Source organism: Pseudomonas sp. FW300-N2A2 (assembly GCF_017351735.1).
Classification (GTDB): domain Bacteria; phylum Pseudomonadota; class Gammaproteobacteria; order Pseudomonadales; family Pseudomonadaceae; genus Aquipseudomonas; species Aquipseudomonas migulae.
Map to the genome: position 1 here is coordinate 1 of NZ_JACNDU010000001.1, position 18,832 is coordinate 18,832.

14 protein-coding genes are annotated in these 18,832 nt (G+C 59.5%); 11 read left to right on the plus strand and 3 right to left on the minus strand.

The features are described 5' to 3' along the window. Nucleotides 1-445: 445 nt before the first annotated feature. Nucleotides 446-1,519 (plus strand): YCF48-related protein, encoded by a 1,074-nt coding sequence (locus tag J4E42_RS00005; protein WP_207284231.1) that lies wholly within the window; start codon nucleotides 446-448, stop codon nucleotides 1,517-1,519. Nucleotides 1,520-1,547: 28 nt separating this feature from the next. Then, nucleotides 1,548-3,932, plus strand: coding sequence for an RND family transporter (locus J4E42_RS00010; protein ID WP_008042857.1), 2,385 nt, complete (start codon nucleotides 1,548-1,550; stop codon nucleotides 3,930-3,932). A gap of 64 nt (nucleotides 3,933-3,996) precedes the next feature. Here J4E42_RS00010 and J4E42_RS00015 read toward each other — a convergent pair whose 3' ends face one another. The 3 genes from J4E42_RS00015 to J4E42_RS00025 form a co-directional block, all read right to left on the minus strand. Beyond that, entirely contained in the window at nucleotides 3,997-8,694 is a 4,698-nt protein-coding gene (locus J4E42_RS00015) for a dermonecrotic toxin domain-containing protein (RefSeq protein ID WP_207284232.1), read from the minus strand. 278 nt (nucleotides 8,695-8,972) lie between these two features. Then, entirely contained in the window at nucleotides 8,973-9,692 is a 720-nt protein-coding gene (locus tag J4E42_RS00020; RefSeq protein ID WP_008030085.1) for a FadR/GntR family transcriptional regulator, read from the minus strand. A gap of 185 nt (nucleotides 9,693-9,877) precedes the next feature. Next, a complete protein-coding gene (locus J4E42_RS00025) occupies nucleotides 9,878-11,614 on the minus strand; it encodes an IlvD/Edd family dehydratase (protein ID WP_207284233.1) in 1,737 nt (578 codons plus the stop codon). A gap of 193 nt (nucleotides 11,615-11,807) precedes the next feature. Between J4E42_RS00025 and J4E42_RS00030 the strand changes: the two genes are divergently transcribed. From J4E42_RS00030 to J4E42_RS00065, 9 genes are all read left to right on the plus strand, one after another. Continuing rightward, the gene (locus tag J4E42_RS00030) at nucleotides 11,808-13,130 is read left to right on the plus strand and encodes an MFS transporter (RefSeq protein WP_008042870.1); all 1,323 of its coding nucleotides are present in this window, start codon (nucleotides 11,808-11,810) and stop codon (nucleotides 13,128-13,130) included. Nucleotides 13,131-13,272: 142 nt separating this feature from the next. Further along, nucleotides 13,273-14,265: an AraD1 family protein gene (gene araD1 / locus J4E42_RS00035; protein WP_207284234.1), complete on the plus strand. Its 993-nt coding sequence runs from the start codon at nucleotides 13,273-13,275 to the stop codon at nucleotides 14,263-14,265. Between the two features lie 10 nt (nucleotides 14,266-14,275). After that, nucleotides 14,276-15,850 (plus strand): aldehyde dehydrogenase (NADP(+)), encoded by a 1,575-nt coding sequence (locus tag J4E42_RS00040; RefSeq protein WP_207284235.1) that lies wholly within the window; start codon nucleotides 14,276-14,278, stop codon nucleotides 15,848-15,850. A 201-nt stretch (nucleotides 15,851-16,051) separates the two neighbouring features. Then, nucleotides 16,052-16,348: a DUF5629 family protein gene (locus tag J4E42_RS00045; RefSeq protein WP_207284236.1), complete on the plus strand. Its 297-nt coding sequence runs from the start codon at nucleotides 16,052-16,054 to the stop codon at nucleotides 16,346-16,348. Next, complete coding sequence (locus J4E42_RS00050; RefSeq protein ID WP_207284237.1) at nucleotides 16,341-17,510, plus strand: lactonase family protein; 1,170 nt, start codon at nucleotides 16,341-16,343, stop codon at nucleotides 17,508-17,510. Before J4E42_RS00045 ends, J4E42_RS00050 begins: the two co-directional genes overlap by 8 nt. Nucleotides 17,511-17,665: 155 nt before the next feature. Beyond that, nucleotides 17,666-17,845, plus strand: a complete 180-nt coding sequence (locus J4E42_RS00055) for a hypothetical protein (RefSeq protein WP_008030101.1) — start codon at nucleotides 17,666-17,668, stop codon at nucleotides 17,843-17,845. Between the two features lie 211 nt (nucleotides 17,846-18,056). Further along, nucleotides 18,057-18,182: a hypothetical protein gene (locus J4E42_RS29370; protein ID WP_008030104.1), complete on the plus strand. Its 126-nt coding sequence runs from the start codon at nucleotides 18,057-18,059 to the stop codon at nucleotides 18,180-18,182. A gap of 115 nt (nucleotides 18,183-18,297) precedes the next feature. Further along, nucleotides 18,298-18,510 (plus strand): hypothetical protein, encoded by a 213-nt coding sequence (locus tag J4E42_RS00060; RefSeq protein WP_008030105.1) that lies wholly within the window; start codon nucleotides 18,298-18,300, stop codon nucleotides 18,508-18,510. After that, entirely contained in the window at nucleotides 18,507-18,764 is a 258-nt protein-coding gene (locus tag J4E42_RS00065; protein WP_008030107.1) for a hypothetical protein, read from the plus strand. The genes J4E42_RS00060 and J4E42_RS00065 overlap by 4 nt, the downstream gene beginning before the upstream one ends. Nucleotides 18,765-18,832: the final 68 nt, after the last annotated feature.

An 18,832-nucleotide genomic window follows, 5' to 3' on the forward strand; every position in this document is an offset into this window, starting at 1 on the left:
GGCCATGGATGGCCGATGGCGGCGGGCCCACGGAGCAGGACCGGAGCGAGGGCATGCCGAGCCTGGGCGAGGCACCGAACGAAAGGGGCAAGAGCGCTTGGTTACTTGGCGCTTCTCCAAGTGACCCGCTGTAAGAGCGGAACCAATAGAAGCCGTTACCGCAAAAATGGATATGTACACAAAACACCAACCACAAACCACAAACCCCGAATCACCCCACCTGATACCCCAACATTCAGAAAAACCCCCATCCCCCCAGGTTAACAAAAGATAACGTGGCGTCGATTGTCAGACCTTTCCAAACCCCGATAGGATAAGCCAGCTTCCGAAGGGGCTCTGGATTGCGGGTTTCAGGACTATGCTCCTAACCATCCAATCCCGATGAGCACCCCTTACGGCGCCCTGAAAGGTTGAACGACCTAACAATAATAATGGGGGAAGGTCTATGAGTGAGCCTGTCATGGGTGTGGGTATCTGCCGCCCGCCGGCACTGCGCAAATTCGCATTGCTGGCTACAGCGCTCTCGCTGTTGGGCTGTGCCGTGTTATCGGCACCTGCGCTGGCCAATGCGGCGCCAGCCACCGACGTTGTCTATTCCGTTGAATCCGCCAAAGCCAGCAAAAGCCTGATGCTCGACGTCGTGCACGCCGGCAAGCGCCTGGTGGCCGTCGGGGATCGCGGGCACATCCTGTATTCCGATGACCAGGGCGCGACCTGGACCCAGGCCAAGGTGCCGACCCGGGCACTGCTGACCTCGGTCTATTTTGTCGACGACAAACACGGCTGGGCCGTCGGGCATGATGCGCAGATCCTCGCCAGCGAGGACGGCGGCGTCACCTGGACCAAACAATATGAAGACCTGAAACGCGAATCGCCCCTGCTCGACGTCTGGTTCCAGGACGCCAGCAACGGCTTTGCCGTGGGCGCTTACGGCGCGCTGGTGGCCACCACCGACGGCGGCAAGACCTGGGAAGACGCCAGCGACCGCCTGGACAACGAAGACCAGTACCACCTCAACGCCATTGCAGCGATCAAGGATGCCGGGCTGTTCATCGTCGGCGAGCAGGGCAGCATGTTCCGTTCCTCCGACTGGGGGCAGACCTGGGAAAAACTCGAAGGCCCCTATGAAGGCTCGTTGTTCGGCGTGATCGGCACCGCCGAGGCCAACACGCTGCTGGCCTACGGGCTGCGGGGCAACCTGTTCCGCTCCACCGATTTCGGCGCCACCTGGGAGCCGGTCGAGTTGAAAGCCACCCGTGGCGCGCTGGAGTTCGGCCTGTCCGGTGCGACCTTGCTCGACGATGGTTCCATCGTGATCGTCGGCAACGGTGGCTCGGTGATCCGCAGCAACGACAACGGCGAAACCTTCAGCGTGTTCAACCGTCCGGATCGCATTTCCGTTTCGGCGGTGACTGCGGCGGGCGACGGCAATCTGGTTCTGGCAGGACAGGGCGGCGTTCGCGTCACCTCGCCAACCGGCGCCGGTGCAGAGAATGGAAAAAACGGGTCGTCCAAATGAGCCGGGCAAATAATAAGAAGGCGGGTCTATGACATCCTTGAGCAGCCATCACCAAGACAAGGCGACGTTTCTTGAACGCCTGATTTTCAACAACCGCCCGGCAGTGATCGTGATCTGTCTGTTGGTGAGTATTTTCCTGTTCTGGCAAGCGACGCTGATTCGGCCGTCCACCAGTTTCGAAAAGATGATCCCGCTCGAGCATCCGTTCATTCAAAAGATGATGGAGCACCGCAACGACCTGGCGAACCTGGGCAACACCGTTCGCATTTCGGTTGAAGCCACCGACGGCGACATCTTCTCCAAGGAGTACATGGAGACCCTGCGTCAGATCAACGACGAGGTGTTCTACATCTCCGGCGTCGACCGTTCCGGGCTCAAGTCGCTGTGGAGTCCGAGCGTACGCTGGACCGAGGTGACAGAGGAGGGCTTCGCCGGGGGTGAAGTGATCCCGCAGAGCTACAACGGCTCCCAGCAAAGCCTCGATTTGTTGCGCAACAACGTGCTCAAGTCCGGTCAGGTCGGGCGTCTGGTGTCCAACGACTTCAAGTCGAGCATCGTCGATATCCCGCTGCTGGAGTCCTACCCGGACCCGCAGGACCAAGGCAAGTTGCTGGCCCTGGACTACCGCAAGTTCTCCCACGAGCTGGAAGAAAAGATCCGCGACAAGTACGAGAAACAGAACCCCAACGTGCAGATCCACATCGTCGGTTTCGCCAAGAAAGTCGGCGACCTGATCGATGGCCTGGTGATGGTGGTGATGTTCTTCGGTGTCGCCTTCGTCATCACCCTGATTCTGTTGTACTGGTTCACCAACTGCATGCGCAGCACCGTGGCGGTGTTGAGCACGACGCTGGTGGCGGTGATCTGGCAGCTCGGCCTGATGCACTTCTTCGGCTTCGGGCTGGATCCGTACTCGATGCTGGTGCCGTTCCTGATCTTCGCCATCGGCATTTCCCACGGCGTGCAAAAGATCAACGGTATCGCCTTGCAGTCCAGTGAGGCCGACAACGCGTTGACTGCGGCGCGGCGCACCTTCCGCCAATTATTCCTGCCGGGGATGATCGCGATCCTTGCAGATGCGGTGGGCTTCATCACATTGCTGATCATCGACATCGGCGTGATTCGCGAACTGGCCATCGGCGCATCCATCGGTGTGGCGGTGATCGTGTTCACCAACCTGATCCTGTTGCCGGTGGCAATTTCCTACGTCGGCATCAGCAAGCGCGCCGTCGAGCGCAGCAAGAAAGACGCGCACCGCGAACACCCGTTCTGGCGCCTGCTGTCCAACTTCGCCAGCCCGAAAGTCGCCCCGGTGTCGATCGTGTTGGCCCTGTTGGCCTTCGGTGGCGGCCTCTGGTACAGCCAGAACCTGAAAATCGGCGACCTCGATCAAGGTGCTCCAGAGCTGCGTCCGGATTCGCGCTACAACAAGGACAACAACTTCATCATCAGCAACTACTCCACCAGTTCCGACGTGTTGGTGGTGATGGTCAAGACCAAGTCCGAAGGTTGCTCGCGCTATGAAGCGATGGCACCCATCGACGAACTGATGTGGAAGATGCAGAACACCGAGGGCGTGCAGTCGGCTATCTCGCTGGTGACTGTGTCCAAGCAGATGATCAAGGGCATGAACGAGGGCAACCTGAAATGGGAAACCCTGTCGCGCAACCCGGACGTGCTGAACAACTCCATCGCCCGCGCTGACGGCCTGTACAACAACAGTTGCTCCCTGGCGCCAGTGCTGGTGTTCCTCAACGATCACAAGGCTGCCACGCTGGATCGCGCAGTTCATGCGGTGCAGGACTTCGCCAAGGAAAACAACAAGGAAGGCCTGGAGTTCATCCTCGCGGCGGGTAACGCCGGCATCGAGGCGGCCACCAACGAAGTGATCAAGGAATCCGAGCTGACCATCCTGATCCTCGTCTACATCTGCGTCGCAACCATGTGCATGATCACCTTCCGTTCCTGGGCGGCGACCTTGTGCATCGTGTTGCCACTGGTGCTGACGTCGGTACTCGGCAACGCCCTGATGGCTTTCATGGGCATCGGCGTCAAAGTCGCGACCTTGCCGGTAGTGGCGTTGGGCGTGGGGATTGGCGTGGACTACGGCATCTACATCTACAGCCGCCTGGAAAGTTTCCTGCGTGCCGGTCTGCCGTTGCAAGAGGCGTATTACCAGACGCTGAAGTCCACCGGTAAAGCCGTATTGTTCACCGGCCTGTGCCTGGCGATCGGCGTGTGCACCTGGATCTTCTCAGCCATCAAGTTCCAGGCCGACATGGGCCTGATGCTGACCTTCATGCTGCTCTGGAACATGTTCGGCGCGTTGTGGCTGCTGCCGGCGCTGGCTCGTTTCCTGATCAAACCGGAGAAACTGGCGGGGCAGAAGGGTAACTCGTTGTTCGCTCACTAAACCTCAGGCAAAACCAAAAAGCCGCAACCTTGGGTTGCGGCTTTTTTATGGGCGATTGAAAAACTCAGCGGGGTTGCAACGGTAGAAAATCGCTGTTCGCCAGTTCCTTGCTGATGATTCCGTGATGAATTTCGATTTTCTGCTTCGGGTCCTTGGCCTTGGCCATGGCCGATTCATAGGTTTCGAAGCGTTGCTCCCTGGTTTTCAAGTGCGCCTGGGTGTAGTCAGCCTTGGCATCATCCGCGTTGGCGTAGTGAAAATGCCCGTACCACCAGGGTTGATTGTCTTTATTCAACAAAGCGTACTCTTGCATGAAGTCACGCCGCCCGGTTTTCAGCTGAACCCGGTTGCCGTTGATTCGCGCAAAAATTTCTTTGTGCTGCAGCAGATACTCCACCCCCTCGCTATTGGGCGGCCGGGCGAGGGTCATGCGGGTGCGAAGTTCAGTGGCCTTGTTGTCGAGGATAAGCGCTTTGTCGCGGAGTCCGCTGATCAGCGAAACGTCTGTTTCGCGGTTGGCCGGAGGACTTTCGTGCTGTTCCAGTCCATCGGCGTACCCGATCAGTTTTTGTGCTTCCCGTTGCAACTGTTCTTCGATTTCCTTGGGAGAACTGGCGCGCTGCGCGTAACCCTCGATCTTCTGCACGTTTTTATCGACATCGGCCAACGCCTTGCGGGCATCGCCCTTGAGCTGCTGATAGGGGGGCGTTGCCTTGGTAGCTGCGGGTCTGGCATCGACGATTTCTACCCAGACATTGGGCTCGTGCTCATGGAACGAAGCCAGTGGCCTTTCTTCGAACGGATGGTTGATGTCGACAATGTCTCCTTCCTGGTGAGCGACCCGTTGTCGAAGATCGCCGATTAATGTGCCTTTAGCGGTTTTGATCACCCGCTTGCGGCTGGACCATGAATAGGGACGCTTCACCGGCGGCTTGGGGCCGGAAGCTGATGTTGAAGGCTCCTCCGGTTGCGGCAACAGTTGAAGCGCTTCCGCAAGACGTCGTTCGGCATCGATACGCAGTTGGTGAATGAGCTCGCGCAGACGATTGAAGGGGTGTGCCTGCAGTTCATCTGTGCTGAAAATGCCTATCGCCTCAAGGCCGTCCTGTGCCTTGTTGTACTGATCGACCAGGTTCTCCAGAACGGAGATCCGGTCGCTGTTGGTGTAGGTGTGTTCCGTTTGCAGTTCGGCATGCGAGCGAGACAGCAGCAGTAATGGGCTGAGGGTGTGTTCGAGCACACCCATGGTGCTGCTTCCGAGGGCCTTGAGGCTGAGCAGGCGCAAAATACTCAGCTGATAGCACTTGACGCGCAGTGCCGTCATTTCATCTTCGGGCCTGTTGCCGGTCAGTCGTTTCCAGTACTCGATGCCCTGGCGAGGGATCTGCTTGAGTTCCTGCAGTCGGCTGTCTACCTGGTCCAGAAGCTTGATCATGGATTCGTTGATGTCGGAGGTTTTGCGCATGAACTCAAAGTAGCGATCCAGTACCGCGTCGCCTTCGCGGATCAACGCGTCATGCAAATGCCCGACGCCATTTCTCAAGTCCGCATACGTTTGATTGACAGCCTCGCGCTCCCAGTCAGCAATGACGATCCGTTTGCGGGCGTTGTTGATGATGTTTTCCGACAGGTTGCACAACTGCACAGGATCGGGATCGGATTTGGTCAACTCGGCCAATTCTCTTTTCTCGGCCAGCAGCGTGGCGTAGCTTTCGGTCTGTTTGTCCAGCTCATCAACGAACCGTTGCCTGTACGTGGCGCGATCGAGCTCTGTACTGGCGGCGTCGTTCTTTTTCAGCTGCATCAGGTTTTCGGCAATGTCGACGCGCTTCTGCACCCGCACTTGCTGATCCACGAATTCCTGACGATTGAGTTCCAGCAGACTGATGCGTTGTTGCGTGATTTCTCGCCGGGCGTTGATCCGTGCATTGCGCCCGCCGCCAACCAGTTTCAACCCTTGATCCAGAGTCCAGCGGCCCGCTCCATTGGTCTTGAGCTTGATGCCGGGATGATCCGGGTGCTCCAGATGTATCAGATACGCCTCACCGAACCCGGGCACGATACTCACGCGAAACAGCAGGCCGGCGACGGTGGCGTGCCAAAGATTGCCGATCCGGTACAAACCTTTGAAGACGCCGGTGGTAACGGGCTCTGGCAGAGGTGTCGGCCATGGCACCTGAACCTCCCGTAACGTGTTGAACAGTCGGGCCGCTGCCGAATCGCGCGCGCTCGACTGGTTGAAGTCGAGCAGGGTCTTGCCACTGCCCGGCGGCTCGGAGGGCAGGCCCGGAGTGTCCTGGGTAATAGTCGATTCGGCGGGCCATGAAAATGTCTGCGCAGGACGGCGCAAGGAGGCGAGGGCATCCGGAACTGGCGTCGCTGCGCTGTCGGAAAGTGCCGGGGATCCTTCCTCTCGAGCGACATGCAGAACCAACAGGCCAATGTTCAACAGCACATCGATCCATGCCTGATTCCGCGCCTTCGGGTCATCACTGTCCAGCGCTGGCAGATCGTTGATCAGGCTGTGGGCGATTTGCAGCATCCAGCCCACCACCATGGCGGGGCCGCGCAACAACGGCAGAATCAGGTTGTTGAACACCAGCCAGCCACCCTCAAGGATGATCGCCCAGCGGCTCTCGGCATTCGACACCGATTGCCGATCCGCCAGATCGATCAGTGTGCGTGCATTGCTGACGAACAGACTGGCCAGCAATCGACCTTCTTCCAGCGCGGTGAGCCAGCCGCCAACCGCTTCGTCGCCGGCCAGAATCGCCGGTTGGGGCTTTTCAGGCAGTGTGAATTCGTCCCCTGCATGGAAGTGGACAATGTGCGGTTCGGTGAAGCCGTTGTTGTCGTAGATCGGCCGTGCGCGATCCGGCAGCCAGGTCAGCACGCTGGTTTGCAACGGGCCGGTTTGCGCAATGGCACTCAGCAAGTCCTGACGGCTGGAGTATTGGTGCAGAGGTTCTGAATACAGCGGTCGGTAAAGAATATGCGGGCCGTCCGACTTCAGGTCTTTCGGCTCAATGATGAACATGTTGCTGACCACATCACTCGTGGCCCCGGCCTTGCGTTGAAACGCCAATGGCCTGATGACGACGGACTGTTCCTCGACAATGCGCTCGGCGGCCAACGGCTGGAACACTGCATCGACATATCGATAGCCCAGGGAGGTGAAGCCATGTTCGCCCTTGATCGAATGCTCAAGGGCGCGCAGCGGTAAATGCAGGCTCAGTTCCAGGCCGAAGAGTCGCAGCCGCTCTTTGACTTCGGGAGTGTTGCCAAGCAACTGCGCTTCTATGTACTCGGGGTAATGTTTTCCGACATCAACGCGGCTCACCAGATCCAGCAAATAGGCCTCGGTGGTCCAGTCTTGAATCAGCTGGTTTTCGGTGTGACGAAGGGTCATCCGGCCCTTGGGTTTGCCGGCCAGGTTTTTTATCGCCAGGTCGGTCAGGGACATTTTGACGGGTTCGAGGTAGCCGCTGCCCAAGTCGCCGACAGGCACGTGAAAGGTCAGTTCCAGTTCATCGGACTTGTAGCCGGGTGCCAAGGGCTGGTCTTTGAGCATTTGCTCATGCAGCGCATTTCTGGCGAATGTGCGAAGGTCAACGACGTCGTCGGGCAACGAGCGCCCCTGTGTCTGCTGTTTGACACTGGCCATCGACAACGTGTGTTTACGCCAGGCCATGCGATCAGTGGCGCTGGCGCCCTGCAACCACTCGGGAATCGTTGTCTGTAGGGCGTGAAGGTGCGTCGGGTGGTTGTCGCTGCCGATAAACAGTGCGGCGACATCGGTGATCGCATCAAAACGCTTTTCAAGGCTGGCCACGTTTTCGTGTGCGGGCAGTTTGAGCGACTCCAAATCTTCCAGTTGCCGGTTCAGCAGCAGAGCTGCCTGGGTATCAAAGATGTTGCCGTCCGGAGCAAAACGTTTCCAGGTGATGGAGTCCGCCGTGAAGTCTTGCTGAAACCGCGCGCCCCATGCGGCACCGAAGGCTTGCAGGGACGGGAACGATTCGATGTTGCCGGTCACGCTGCACAACAAATGGGTTTCGCCGCAAATCACCAGGATATCCGGCACCTGCAGTGTGAACGACATGTCGCCTCTGCTCAGCGTGACTTGCAGCGTGCAGGCTTCAATTGCACCTTTGGCCCAAGGACGCAGAAGGCGTTCGCGGTTGTCGGGTTGGCGGGCCAGCTCCAATAGAATCCCGGCCTGCTCGGCATCACTTGCTGCGAGGCGCATCGCGGATGTTTTCAACACGCCGGCGAGCAGGTTCCCCAGCCATTGCCAGCGACTGACGCCGCTGTCGTCCTGTTCGTTCCAACAGGCGGTCAATGATTCCTGAGTGCCGATGTAGAAAATGTCGGGTAATTCACGGATGACCTGCGCAATCACTTGCAGGTCGGGCAGTCGCGATGTCGTGTTGTCGACGGTAAGTTGCGCGGGGACACGGTTTGTCAAAAAACAGCTGCGACCGTATTGCTCGCTGAGATCGGGGAATGCGCCGCTGGCCAGGTAGTCGAGTACCACGTCCAAAAGTAGCCTCAGCCGCCAGGCGCCATCCGGGATCGGTTGGGCAATTTTGGTTCGCTCAGGGTCGAACGCCAGTTGCGGGTATTTTTCCAGAATGCCGTCCTTGAGCAGGCGGGCGGTTTGCGAGCGTAAGGTCGGTCGGGTATTAAATCGGGTGTGAACCGCCCACGCGATGATGTCGGTGGCGCTTGCGGCGGCGGGTGGTGATGCAGGTGTGGGCATGATGCAATCCTTTGCATGTGTGGTTCCTCAACGTAAAACCGAATCGAAAGGGATGTGCGGTAGCCGGGTACCGCACAGGGAGCGAGGCGATAGGCTAAGGCCGACGTTCAGACCAGAAACGAAAAAGCCGCAACCAGGGTTGCGGCCTTTTTACATCTGAAGATCAACGTAACCCTTGTAGGAGCCAGCTTGCTGGCGATGGCGTCTGTTCACACGATAAATGTGTTGACTGACCCACCGCCATCGCCAGCAAGCTGGCTCCTACAAGGGGATCGTTTTTATGAGGGATCGGCGCCCAGCACCACATTCAGCGCACTGCGTGCATCGTCCAGTTGCACCAGCGTTGCATGCCGTGCACCCAGCGCATCGCGGTTCTCGATGGCGGTGAGAATCGCCTTGTGCCGTGGCAACGCCAATTCATGCAGGTTCGGCCGCTGGTTGGAATGCTTCAACGCTTCGGCAATCGCCACCGACAGCATGTTGCACAGGTTCGCCAGCAGGTCGTTGTGAGTGGCGTCGGCGATGCGGCTGTGGAAATCCAGGTCCGGTTGCAACAGGGCTTCAGGCGTCGGCGCGGCTTCCATGCGTTGGTAGGCTTCACCGATAGAGGCAATGTCTTCGTCGGTGGCGAATTGCGCGGCGAGGGCCGCTGCTGCCGGTTCGATGATGCTGCGCACGCTGGTCAGCAGATCGAAGAACTGATTCTGCGGGCTGCTTTGCATCAGCCAGTGCAGCACGTCCGGGTCGAGCATGTGCCATTCCTTGCGCTGCTTGACCACCGTGCCGACACGCGGACGGGAATACACCAGGCCTTTTGCGACCAACACGCGAGTGGCTTCGCGCAGCACCGGACGGCTGACCGCGTACTCCTCGCACAACAGGGCTTCGGCGGGCAGTTTGTCGTCCGGTTTGAAGCGTCCCGAAACGATCTGCATGCCCAGTTCCTGGACAATGCGCGAGTGCATGCTTTTGCGGTCGGAGGGTTTGCGGTAATCCATGGGGAACGGCGCGATCCTGTGCGGGGGAGGTGCTGCGCATGATAGCAGGCGCGGCGCAATCTTGAGGTAGGCATGAACAAATGTGGGAGCGAGCCTGCTCGCGATGACGGACTGACAGCCAACTTTAATGTTGAATGTTCAATCGCTATCGCGAGCAGGCTCGCTCCCACAGGGGATAGATGCGGTTAGTGGGAGTGGCGGGGGACTTCGGCGCCTCGGCAACCGACCAGGAAGTCGAAGTCGCAGCCCTGATCCGCTTGCAACACATGGTCGATGTATAGCTGGCGATATCCACCCAGGATCATCTGCTGCGGCGGTTGCAGATCGGCCATGCGCGCCGCCAGTTCGGCGTCCGGAATGTCCAGGTGCAGACGCCCGTTGGCGCAATCGAGTTCGATCCAGTCACCTTCCTTCACCGCTGCCAAAGGCCCGCCGGCCGCCGCTTCCGGTGCTACGTGCAACACCACTGTGCCGTACGCGGTGCCGCTCATGCGCGCATCGGAAATACGCACCATGTCCGTCAGGCCCTGGGCCAGCAGTTTGGCCGGCAAGCCCATGTTGCCGACTTCAGCCATGCCCGGATAACCCTTCGGCCCGCAGTTTTTCATCACCAGAATCGAGTTGGCATCCACGTCCAGCTCCGGATCGTTGATCCGCGCCTTGTACATGTCGAAGTTCTCGAACACCACCGCCCGCCCGCGATGCTGCATCAGCTCAGCCGTGGCGGCGGACGGTTTGAGCACCGCGCCGAGTGGCGCCAGGTTACCGCGCAATACGCAGATGCCGCCGTCAGCGCGGATCGGGTTGTCGAGAGTGCGGATCACTTCGTCCTGGCCGTAGATCGGCGCGTCCTTGGTGTTCTCGCCGAGGGTCTTGCCGTTGACGGTCAAGGCATTTGGATTGGGAATCAGGTTGGCTTCGCCGAGGCGACGCAACACCGCAGGCAAGCCACCGGCGTAGTAGAACTCTTCCATCAGGAAGCGCCCGGAAGGTTGCAGGTCGACGATGGTCGGCATGCCACGCCCGATGCGGGTCCAGTCATCCAGCTCCAGCTCCACGCCGATGCGGCCGGCGATGGCTTTCAAGTGGATCACGGCGTTGGTCGAACCACCGATGGCGGCGTTGACCCGAATAGCGTTCTCGAAGGCTTCCTTGGTAAGGATTTTCGACAGTTTCAAGTCTTCGCGAACCATCTCCACCGCACGCATGCCGGACATGTGCGCCAACACATAACGGCGTGCATCCACCGCCGGAATCGCGGCGTTGTGGGGCAGGGAAGTGCCGAGTGCTTCGGCCATGCACGCCATGGTCGATGCGGTGCCCATGGTGTTGCAGGTGCCGGCGGAGCGGGACATGCCTCCCTCGGCCGCGAGGAAATCATCGATGGAGATGGTGCCCGCTTTCACTTGTTCGCTGAGCTGCCAGACCACGGTGCCCGAGCCGATGTCCTGGCCCTTGTGCTTGCCGTTGAGCATTGGCCCGCCGGTGACGACGATGGCGGGCACGTCGCAACTGGCCGCGCCCATCAACAGCGCCGGAGTGGTTTTGTCGCAACCGGTCAGCAGCACCACGCCGTCAATCGGGTTGCCGCGAATCGCTTCTTCGACGTCCATGCTCGTCAGGTTGCGGGTAAACATGGCGGTCGGGCGCAGGTTCGATTCGCCGTTGGAGAACACCGGAAATTCCACCGGGAAACCGCCGGCCTCGATCACGCCGCGTTTGACGTGGTCGGCGATCTGGCGGAAATGCGCGTTGCACGGGGTCAGTTCCGACCAGGTGTTGCAGATGCCGATGATCGGTTTGCCGTGGAACTGGTGGTCGGCGATGCCCTGATTCTTCATCCAGCTGCGGTACATGAAGCCGTTCTTGTCGGCAGTGCCAAACCATTGGGCGGAGCGCAGGGTGGGTTTCTTATCAGACATGATCGATTCTCTTATTGTATGACTATATTGTTCTGGCTGAGGCGTAACATAAGCGCAATTCGATCTGTTTGGAAGTGTTGTTGCATAAATAGTATTACTATATAGTCCGCTCCAACGGAGGGAAGGCCCTGGCAGTTTTTGGCGAGAGGCGTCCCCCGAGGTTCTATAACAACAACAATCGGAGACCGATCTCATGAGCCAGGAACTGCGGCTTATTCGTCGCATCACGCTGAAACTGATTCCCTTCCTGATCCTGCTGTACCTGATCGCCTATGTGGATCGCTCCGCCGTGGGCTTCGCCAAGCTGCACATGGGCGCCGACATCGGTATCGGCGATGCGGCTTACGGCCTCGGTGCCGGGCTGTTCTTCATTGGTTACTTCCTGCTGGAAATCCCCAGCAACCTGATGCTCGAACGCTTCGGCGCGCGGCGCTGGTTTGCACGGATCATGGTCACCTGGGGCGCCATCACCATCGGCATGGCCTTCGTTCAAGGGGCGCACAGCTTCTACGTGATGCGCTTTTTGCTCGGCGCCGCCGAAGCCGGGTTCTTCCCGGGCGTTCTGTACTACATCACGCAGTGGTTCCCGGTTCGCCATCGCGGCAAGATTCTTGGGCTGTTCATCCTCTCCCAACCGATCGCCATGCTGATCACCGGCCCTGTGTCCGGCGGCCTGCTCGGCATGGACGGCATCCTCGGATTGCACGGCTGGCAGTGGCTGTTCATCGTCATCGGTTCCCCGGCGATCCTGCTGACCTGGCCGGTGCTGCGTTGGCTGCCTGACGGTCCGCAACAGGTGAAATGGATGGATCAGCCCGAGAAAGACTGGCTGGCCGGCGAACTGAAAAAGGACCTTGAGGAATACGGCCAGACCCGTCACGGCAATCCGTTGCATGCCCTCAAAGACAAACGCGTGTTGCTGCTGGCGCTGTTTTATCTGCCGGTCACCCTGAGCATTTATGGCCTGGGCCTGTGGTTGCCGACGCTGATCAAGCAGTTCGGTGGCACTGATCTGGTGACGGGTTTTGTGTCGTCGGTGCCGTACATTTTCGGGATCATCGGTCTGTTGATCATCCCGCGCAGTTCCGACCGTTTGAATGATCGCTACGGCCATCTGGCGGTGCTGTATGTGTTGGGGGCTATCGGCCTGTTTCTCAGTGCCTGGCTGACGGTGCCGGTGCTGCAACTGGCGGCGCTGTGCCTGGTGGCGTTCGCCCTGTTTTCCTGCACCGCGGTGTTCTGGACCTTGCCGGGCCGGTTCTTCGCTGGCGCCAGTGCGGCGGCGGGGATCGCGCTGATCAACTCGGTGGGCAACCTCGGTGGCTACATCGGTCCGTTCGTGATCGGGGCACTGAAGGAATACACCGGCAACCTGGCTTCGGGGCTGTATTTCCTCTCGGGTGTGATGGTGTTCGGGCTGATTTTGACCGGCGTGGTTTATCGGTTGCTGGAGCGTAAACACGTTCTGCCGGCGGACCAGTTTGCAGCCAGCGCACGTGGCGCTTCCCGCATCTGACGCAAACCCTGTAGGAGCCGGCTTGCCGGCGATGGCGTCAGCACATTCAACATCATTGTCGACAGGCCGATCGCTATCGCCGGCAAGCCGGCTCCTACAGGGTTCTGCGGTGTTTTTGAGAATTGCTTACAGGAGAAAATTCATGCGTTTGGTTCAATTTGAATTGTTTAACGGCGAGCGCCGGGTTGGCGTGGTCGAGGACGGTCTGGTCCGTGAGGTGCAGGACGCGCGCACGGTTCGTGATCTTGCGTTGGCGGCGATCGAGGCGGGCGTCAGCCTTGAGCAGCAAGTGAATGCCCTGGGCCTGGGCATCAGCCACGACTATGCAGAACTGCTGGCGAAACTGCGTATCCTGCCGCCGCTGGACCATCCGGACCCGGCACACATGCTCGTCAGCGGCACTGGCCTGACCCATCTGGGTAGCGCCTCGGCGCGGGACAAGATGCATCAGCAGGCCGGCGACGAAGCAACGATGACCGACACCCTGCGCATCTTCAAATGGGGCGTGGAGGGTGGCAAACCGGCAGCGGGCCAGGCCGGTGTGCAACCGGAATGGTTCTACAAAGGTGACGGCAGCATCGTCGTTCGCCCCGGTCAATCGTTCCCGCTGCCGCCGTTTGCCGAAGACGCCGGAGAAGAACCCGAGCTCAGCGGTCTTTACGTCATCGGCCACGACGGCAAGCCGTATCGCCTCGGTTATGCGGTGGGCAACGAGTTTTCCGATCACGTCATGGAGCGCAAGAACTACCTCTACCTGGCGCATTCCAAACTGCGCAGTTGCAGTTACGGGCCGGAGCTTCGGGTCGGTGAGCTGCCGGAGCATCTGGCGGGCACGAGCCGCATTTTGCGCGACGGCGAAGTGCTGTGGCAGAACGAGTTTCTCACCGGCGAGGCCAACATGTGCCACAGCCTGGAAAACCTCGAATACCACCATTTCAAATACAGCCAGTTCCTGCGTCCGGGGGACGTGCACATTCACTTCTTCGGCACCGCGACCCTGTCCTTTGCCGACGGCATTCGCACCCGGCCGGGGGATGTGTTCGAGATCAGTCAGGCCGAGTTCGGTGCGCCGTTGATCAACGGCATTGCACCGGTTGAAGCGGCCTTCGAGCCCGGCACCATCGGCATTCTTTAAGGAGCAACCCATGATTCTTGGTCACAACTATATTGGCGGCCAGCGCAGTGCCTGCGGCACCGTCAAACTCCAGAGCGTCGACGCCAGCACCGGCGAGGCGTTACCTCACGATTTCTATCAGGCCACGCCGGAAGAAGTCGATGCCGCCGCCAAGGCTGCCGCTGCCGCGTACCCCGCTTATCGCAGCCTGAGTGCCGAGCGCCGCGCGCAGTTCCTCGATGCCATTGCCGATGAGCTGGACGCGTTGGGCGATGAATTTGTCGCCGTGGTCTGCCGCGAAACCGCGCTGCCTGCCGCCCGCATTCAAGGCGAGCGCGGTCGCACCAGCGGCCAGATGCGCCTGTTCGCCAAGGTGCTGCGGCGTGGTGATTTCTATGGCGCGCGGATCGATCTGGCGCTGCCGGAGCGCAAGCCGTTGCCGCGTCCCGACCTGCGTCAGTACCGCATCGGCCTCGGTCCGGTTGCGGTGTTTGGCGCCAGCAATTTCCCGTTGGCATTTTCCACCGCCGGCGGCGACACCGCTTCCGCCCTGGCCGCCGGTTGCCCGGTGGTGTTCAAGGCGCACAGCGGTCACATGGCCACGGCCGAGCAGGTCGCTGATGCAATCCTGCGCGCTGCGGAAAAAACCGGCATGCCGGTCGGTGTGTTCAACATGATCTACGGCGGCGGGGTCGGCGAAGCGCTGGTCAAGCACCCGGCGATTCAGGCAGTCGGTTTCACCGGTTCGCTCAAGGGCGGGCGGGCGTTGTGCGACATGGCCGCTGCGCGTGCGCAACCGATCCCGGTGTTTGCCGAGATGTCGAGCATCAACCCGGTGATCGTCTTGCCCCAGGCCCTGGCCGTTCGTGCTGAAAGCGTGGCCCGTGACCTGACCGCTTCGGTGGTGCAAGGCTGTGGCCAGTTCTGCACCAACCCCGGTCTGGTGATCGGCATTCGCTCGGCGCAGTTCAGTGCGTTTGTGCAGCAGGTGGCGGGGTTGATCAACGATCAGCCTGCGCAAACCATGCTCAATGCCGGGACGTTGAGCAGTTATGGCCAAGGCCTGCAAAAACTCCTCGCGCACCCGGGCGTGACGCACCTGGCGGGTAATCCTCAGCAAGGCAATCAGGCGCAGCCGCAGCTGTTCAAGGCCGATGTCAGTCTGTTGCTCGACGGCGATGAAGTGCTGCAGGAAGAGGTCTTCGGCCCGACCACGGTGTTTGTCGAGGTGGCGGATCAGGCGCAACTCAGCGCTGCTTTAAATGGCCTGCACGGACAACTGACGGCAACGATCATTGGCGAACCGGCAGACTTCGAGCAGTTCGGCGAATTGACGGCGTTGCTGGAACAGAAGGTCGGACGAATCCTGCTCAACGGCTATCCGACCGGTGTGGAAGTCTGCGATTCGATGGTCCATGGCGGGCCTTACCCGGCGACGTCCGATGCGCGTGGCACCTCGGTGGGCACGCTGGCGATTGACCGCTTCCTGCGGCCGGTGTGCTTCCAGAACTACCCCGACAGCCTGCTGCCGGAGGCGTTGAAGAATGGCAACCCGCTGCGCATTCAGCGGCTGGTGGATGGACAGCCGTCGCGTGATGCGCTCTAACGGCTGAACATAAATCCCTGTGGGAGCGAGCCTGCTCGCGATTGCGGACTGTCAGGCACATTGATGTTGAATGTGCCGCCGCTATCGCGAGCAGGCTCGCTCCCACATTTGTTCTGTGTGGTGTGGGAGTTTTGTGGTCGGCTCTGAGCCGCTCCCACATTGCGCTATCATTGCGTCTTTCCCCTTCAAAGATTGACTGCCATGACTGCCCCAACCGACACCTTGCTCAACGCCCTCGAACACTGCGGAATGGTGGAAATCGACGGCTTGCATGCCTTCGAATTCGCCCTTGATGTCGACGACAATCTGCACATCGAATGCATGGATGGTCGAGCGGCCAAACATTGGGAGTTCACCCCAGCGCAAATCGAGGCGGCGACCTTCGATACCACATTGCAGAGCTGGCTGATCAAGGACGACGGCGGCGAACACCGCCTGGTCTGCCTCGGCGACGTCATCAGCGGCGACAACGAAGACGACGAACAAGAGGATGCGTAACCTCTGGCCGTTGTTGATCGCCGGCAGCATCGGCGCAATGGGTGTTCAGGCCGCATCCGCCGACGACTATCAATTGCTCGTGGGTTCCTACACCGCAGGGCAAAGCCAGGGCATTTATCGCCTGAATTTCGACAGCGCCACCGGGCAGCTCGACGCCAAGCCGTTGCAAGTGGTCAACAGCGAAAACCCGTCCTGGTTGACCCTGTCCAACGATCAACGTCACCTGTTCGTGGTCAACGAAAACGGCCCGGGACAAAAAGACCCGGTCGGGCGCGTCAGCAGTTATGCGATCGACGCCAAAACCCATGCGCTGCGCCTGATCAATCAGGTCCAGAGCCTGGGCAACGAGCCGACCCATTCGAGCCTCAGTGGCGATGCCAGCCACCTGTTCGTCAGCAATTATTCAGTGGCTGAAGACCCGGGCGGCACGCTGGCGGTGTTGCCGGTGGGCGCCGATGGCATGCTCAAAACCGTGGTGCAAATGAGCAGTCATCCGTCCAGCCGGGTCAACCCCGAGCGGCAGATGTCGGCGCATGTGCATTCGACGGTGTCCTCGCCGGATGGCAAGGTTGTGTTCTCCAATGATTTGGGCGCGGACAAGATCTTTGTCTATCGCTTCGATCCGAAGGCCAACCCGGACTTGCCGTTGATCGCGGCTACACCCGCGTCGGTCCAGTTGCCGCCCGGCAGCGGACCACGGCATTTGCTGTTCAGTGCCGATGGCAAACACGCGTGGTTGACCCTGGAAATGAGCGCGCAGGTCGCGGTGTTCGATTACCGCGACGGCACGCTTGAGCAAACGCAAATGGTCGATCTGGCGGCCGGGCAACCGACGTCGGACAAAGCCGCCGCAGCGTTGCATGCATCAAAGGATGGCAAGTTCCTCTACGTCAGCAACCGTGGCACTGCCAATCAGTTGCTGGTGTTTGCCATTGACCCGGCGACCGGGCACCTCAAAGAGCTGCAACGCCGTTCGGTGGAAGGGGATCACCCGCGCGAGTTCAGCCTCGATCCGAGTGGCAGGTTTGTGCTGATCGCCAATCAGAAGAGCAACCAGATTGTCGTCGTCGAACGCGATGCCAAGAGCGGCCTGCTGGGTAAAACCGTGCAGAAACTGCCGATGGATGCCCCGAGCGATCTGAAGTTCCTGGTGCGTCAATAGGCCGCAGGCCCCGATTGATGGGGCCTGCATCCTTCTATTAATGACGCTGATATCTGCTACTGCTACAAAAGATTTCAAGGCGTCAGCCTCGGCAGTTAAGTTTGCTTCACGGCCCCACCGGGCAAGCAAGCCAACTGAATCCGAGGAATACCGCCATGAACTTCAATCTCTTCTCTGTCATCGCCGCATCCGCCATCTCTGCCACCGTTGCGCTGCCAGCCAGCGCCAACGTTGAAATCAGCGACAAAAAATCCCACGCCCAGAGCTACACCCAGAAATACCTGCAACAGAGCGCCAACTTCTACGCAGCCCTGGATCACAAAACCCAAGCCTGAAAGCCAAGCCCTGCACCCTTTATGCAGGAGCGAAGTCACTTGCGCGGATCAAGCTGAAAAGCTTCGAGAAAGCCTGAGTGATGTCGCTCCTGCATAACGCGTTTACGACAGCATCATATTGCTATTAATGCTGCGCTTGATATCACATGGCCATGAGTTTAAATTTGACGCTGATTTATTGACTCCTTCTACTATAAAAAGGATCGACAGCATGGCGATGCGTCTGGCCGTGGTACTTCTATTCCTCTATTCAACCCCCATTTTATCTGCCGCAACGCCCGTTCCAGGCGAGCCTGACGCTGCCCGAGAGCGCATGATGAGTTTTATCGAAGGCTGAAATAGACTGGCTTAATGATCAACGAAGCTGATGGTGACTATGGATAACCCTGAGTGGTTATCACAGCTTTTTTGATCGATTCTGTGGGCACTGAAACATGCCCACGGAGAACACCATGGCCAGCGCAATCCTCACTTCTGCCAAACACGGCGCCTACCTGGCCATCGGTCTTTACGTGGCGCTGGTGTTGGTTGTCAGCATTACCGCGCAATCGCAACACGAAATCGACGCACCGATTCAGGTCGCTTATCCCGCCATTCAGTTCGAGCACCGCGCACAAAACGCCGTGATCGATCACGCAGACGTGGCGGGAGTGACAGGGGCATGAAAGGGGGCAAACTCTGGGTCATCGCCTTCCTGGCGTTCATGACCAATGGCTCATCACTGTTGGGCATCGGACAAGCCTCGGCAGGTTCCGTGGCTCGCGCTATCGAAGCCAATCACAACCTCGCTCGCAGCATCGAAACCGAAAAGGCCATGGGCCTGCTGGCCGGTAATCCACCGATCAAACGCCAAGGCGATTTCTTCGGGCCGTTCCAGGTCGATTGCTCGGTGCTGCAGATGTGTGAAGTGTTCGCCTGATACGCCACCACCCCCTGTAGGAGCGAGGCTTGCCCGCGAAGCTTTTGGCGGTCTTGATGACCCCTTCG

What these genes read in the sequence shown, in the direction of transcription:
- J4E42_RS29370 (WP_008030104.1), top strand. Translation starts at nt 18,057, where the DNA reads ATGGCGATGCGTCTGGCCGTGGTACTTCTATTCCTCTATTCAACCCCC.
- J4E42_RS00010 (WP_008042857.1), top strand. Translation starts at nt 1,548, where the DNA reads ATGACATCCTTGAGCAGCCATCACCAAGACAAGGCGACGTTTCTTGAA.
- J4E42_RS00025 (WP_207284233.1), bottom strand. Translation starts at nt 11,614, where the DNA reads ATGTCTGATAAGAAACCCACCCTGCGCTCCGCCCAATGGTTTGGCACT.
- J4E42_RS00015 (WP_207284232.1), bottom strand. Translation starts at nt 8,694, where the DNA reads ATGCCCACACCTGCATCACCACCCGCCGCCGCAAGCGCCACCGACATC.
- J4E42_RS00050 (WP_207284237.1), top strand. Translation starts at nt 16,341, where the DNA reads ATGCGTAACCTCTGGCCGTTGTTGATCGCCGGCAGCATCGGCGCAATG.
- J4E42_RS00055 (WP_008030101.1), top strand. Translation starts at nt 17,666, where the DNA reads ATGAACTTCAATCTCTTCTCTGTCATCGCCGCATCCGCCATCTCTGCC.
- J4E42_RS00065 (WP_008030107.1), top strand. Translation starts at nt 18,507, where the DNA reads ATGAAAGGGGGCAAACTCTGGGTCATCGCCTTCCTGGCGTTCATGACC.
- J4E42_RS00045 (WP_207284236.1), top strand. Translation starts at nt 16,052, where the DNA reads ATGACTGCCCCAACCGACACCTTGCTCAACGCCCTCGAACACTGCGGA.
- J4E42_RS00060 (WP_008030105.1), top strand. Translation starts at nt 18,298, where the DNA reads ATGGCCAGCGCAATCCTCACTTCTGCCAAACACGGCGCCTACCTGGCC.
- araD1 (WP_207284234.1), top strand. Translation starts at nt 13,273, where the DNA reads ATGCGTTTGGTTCAATTTGAATTGTTTAACGGCGAGCGCCGGGTTGGC.
- J4E42_RS00040 (WP_207284235.1), top strand. Translation starts at nt 14,276, where the DNA reads ATGATTCTTGGTCACAACTATATTGGCGGCCAGCGCAGTGCCTGCGGC.
- J4E42_RS00030 (WP_008042870.1), top strand. Translation starts at nt 11,808, where the DNA reads ATGAGCCAGGAACTGCGGCTTATTCGTCGCATCACGCTGAAACTGATT.
- J4E42_RS00005 (WP_207284231.1), top strand. Translation starts at nt 446, where the DNA reads ATGAGTGAGCCTGTCATGGGTGTGGGTATCTGCCGCCCGCCGGCACTG.
- J4E42_RS00020 (WP_008030085.1), bottom strand. Translation starts at nt 9,692, where the DNA reads ATGGATTACCGCAAACCCTCCGACCGCAAAAGCATGCACTCGCGCATT.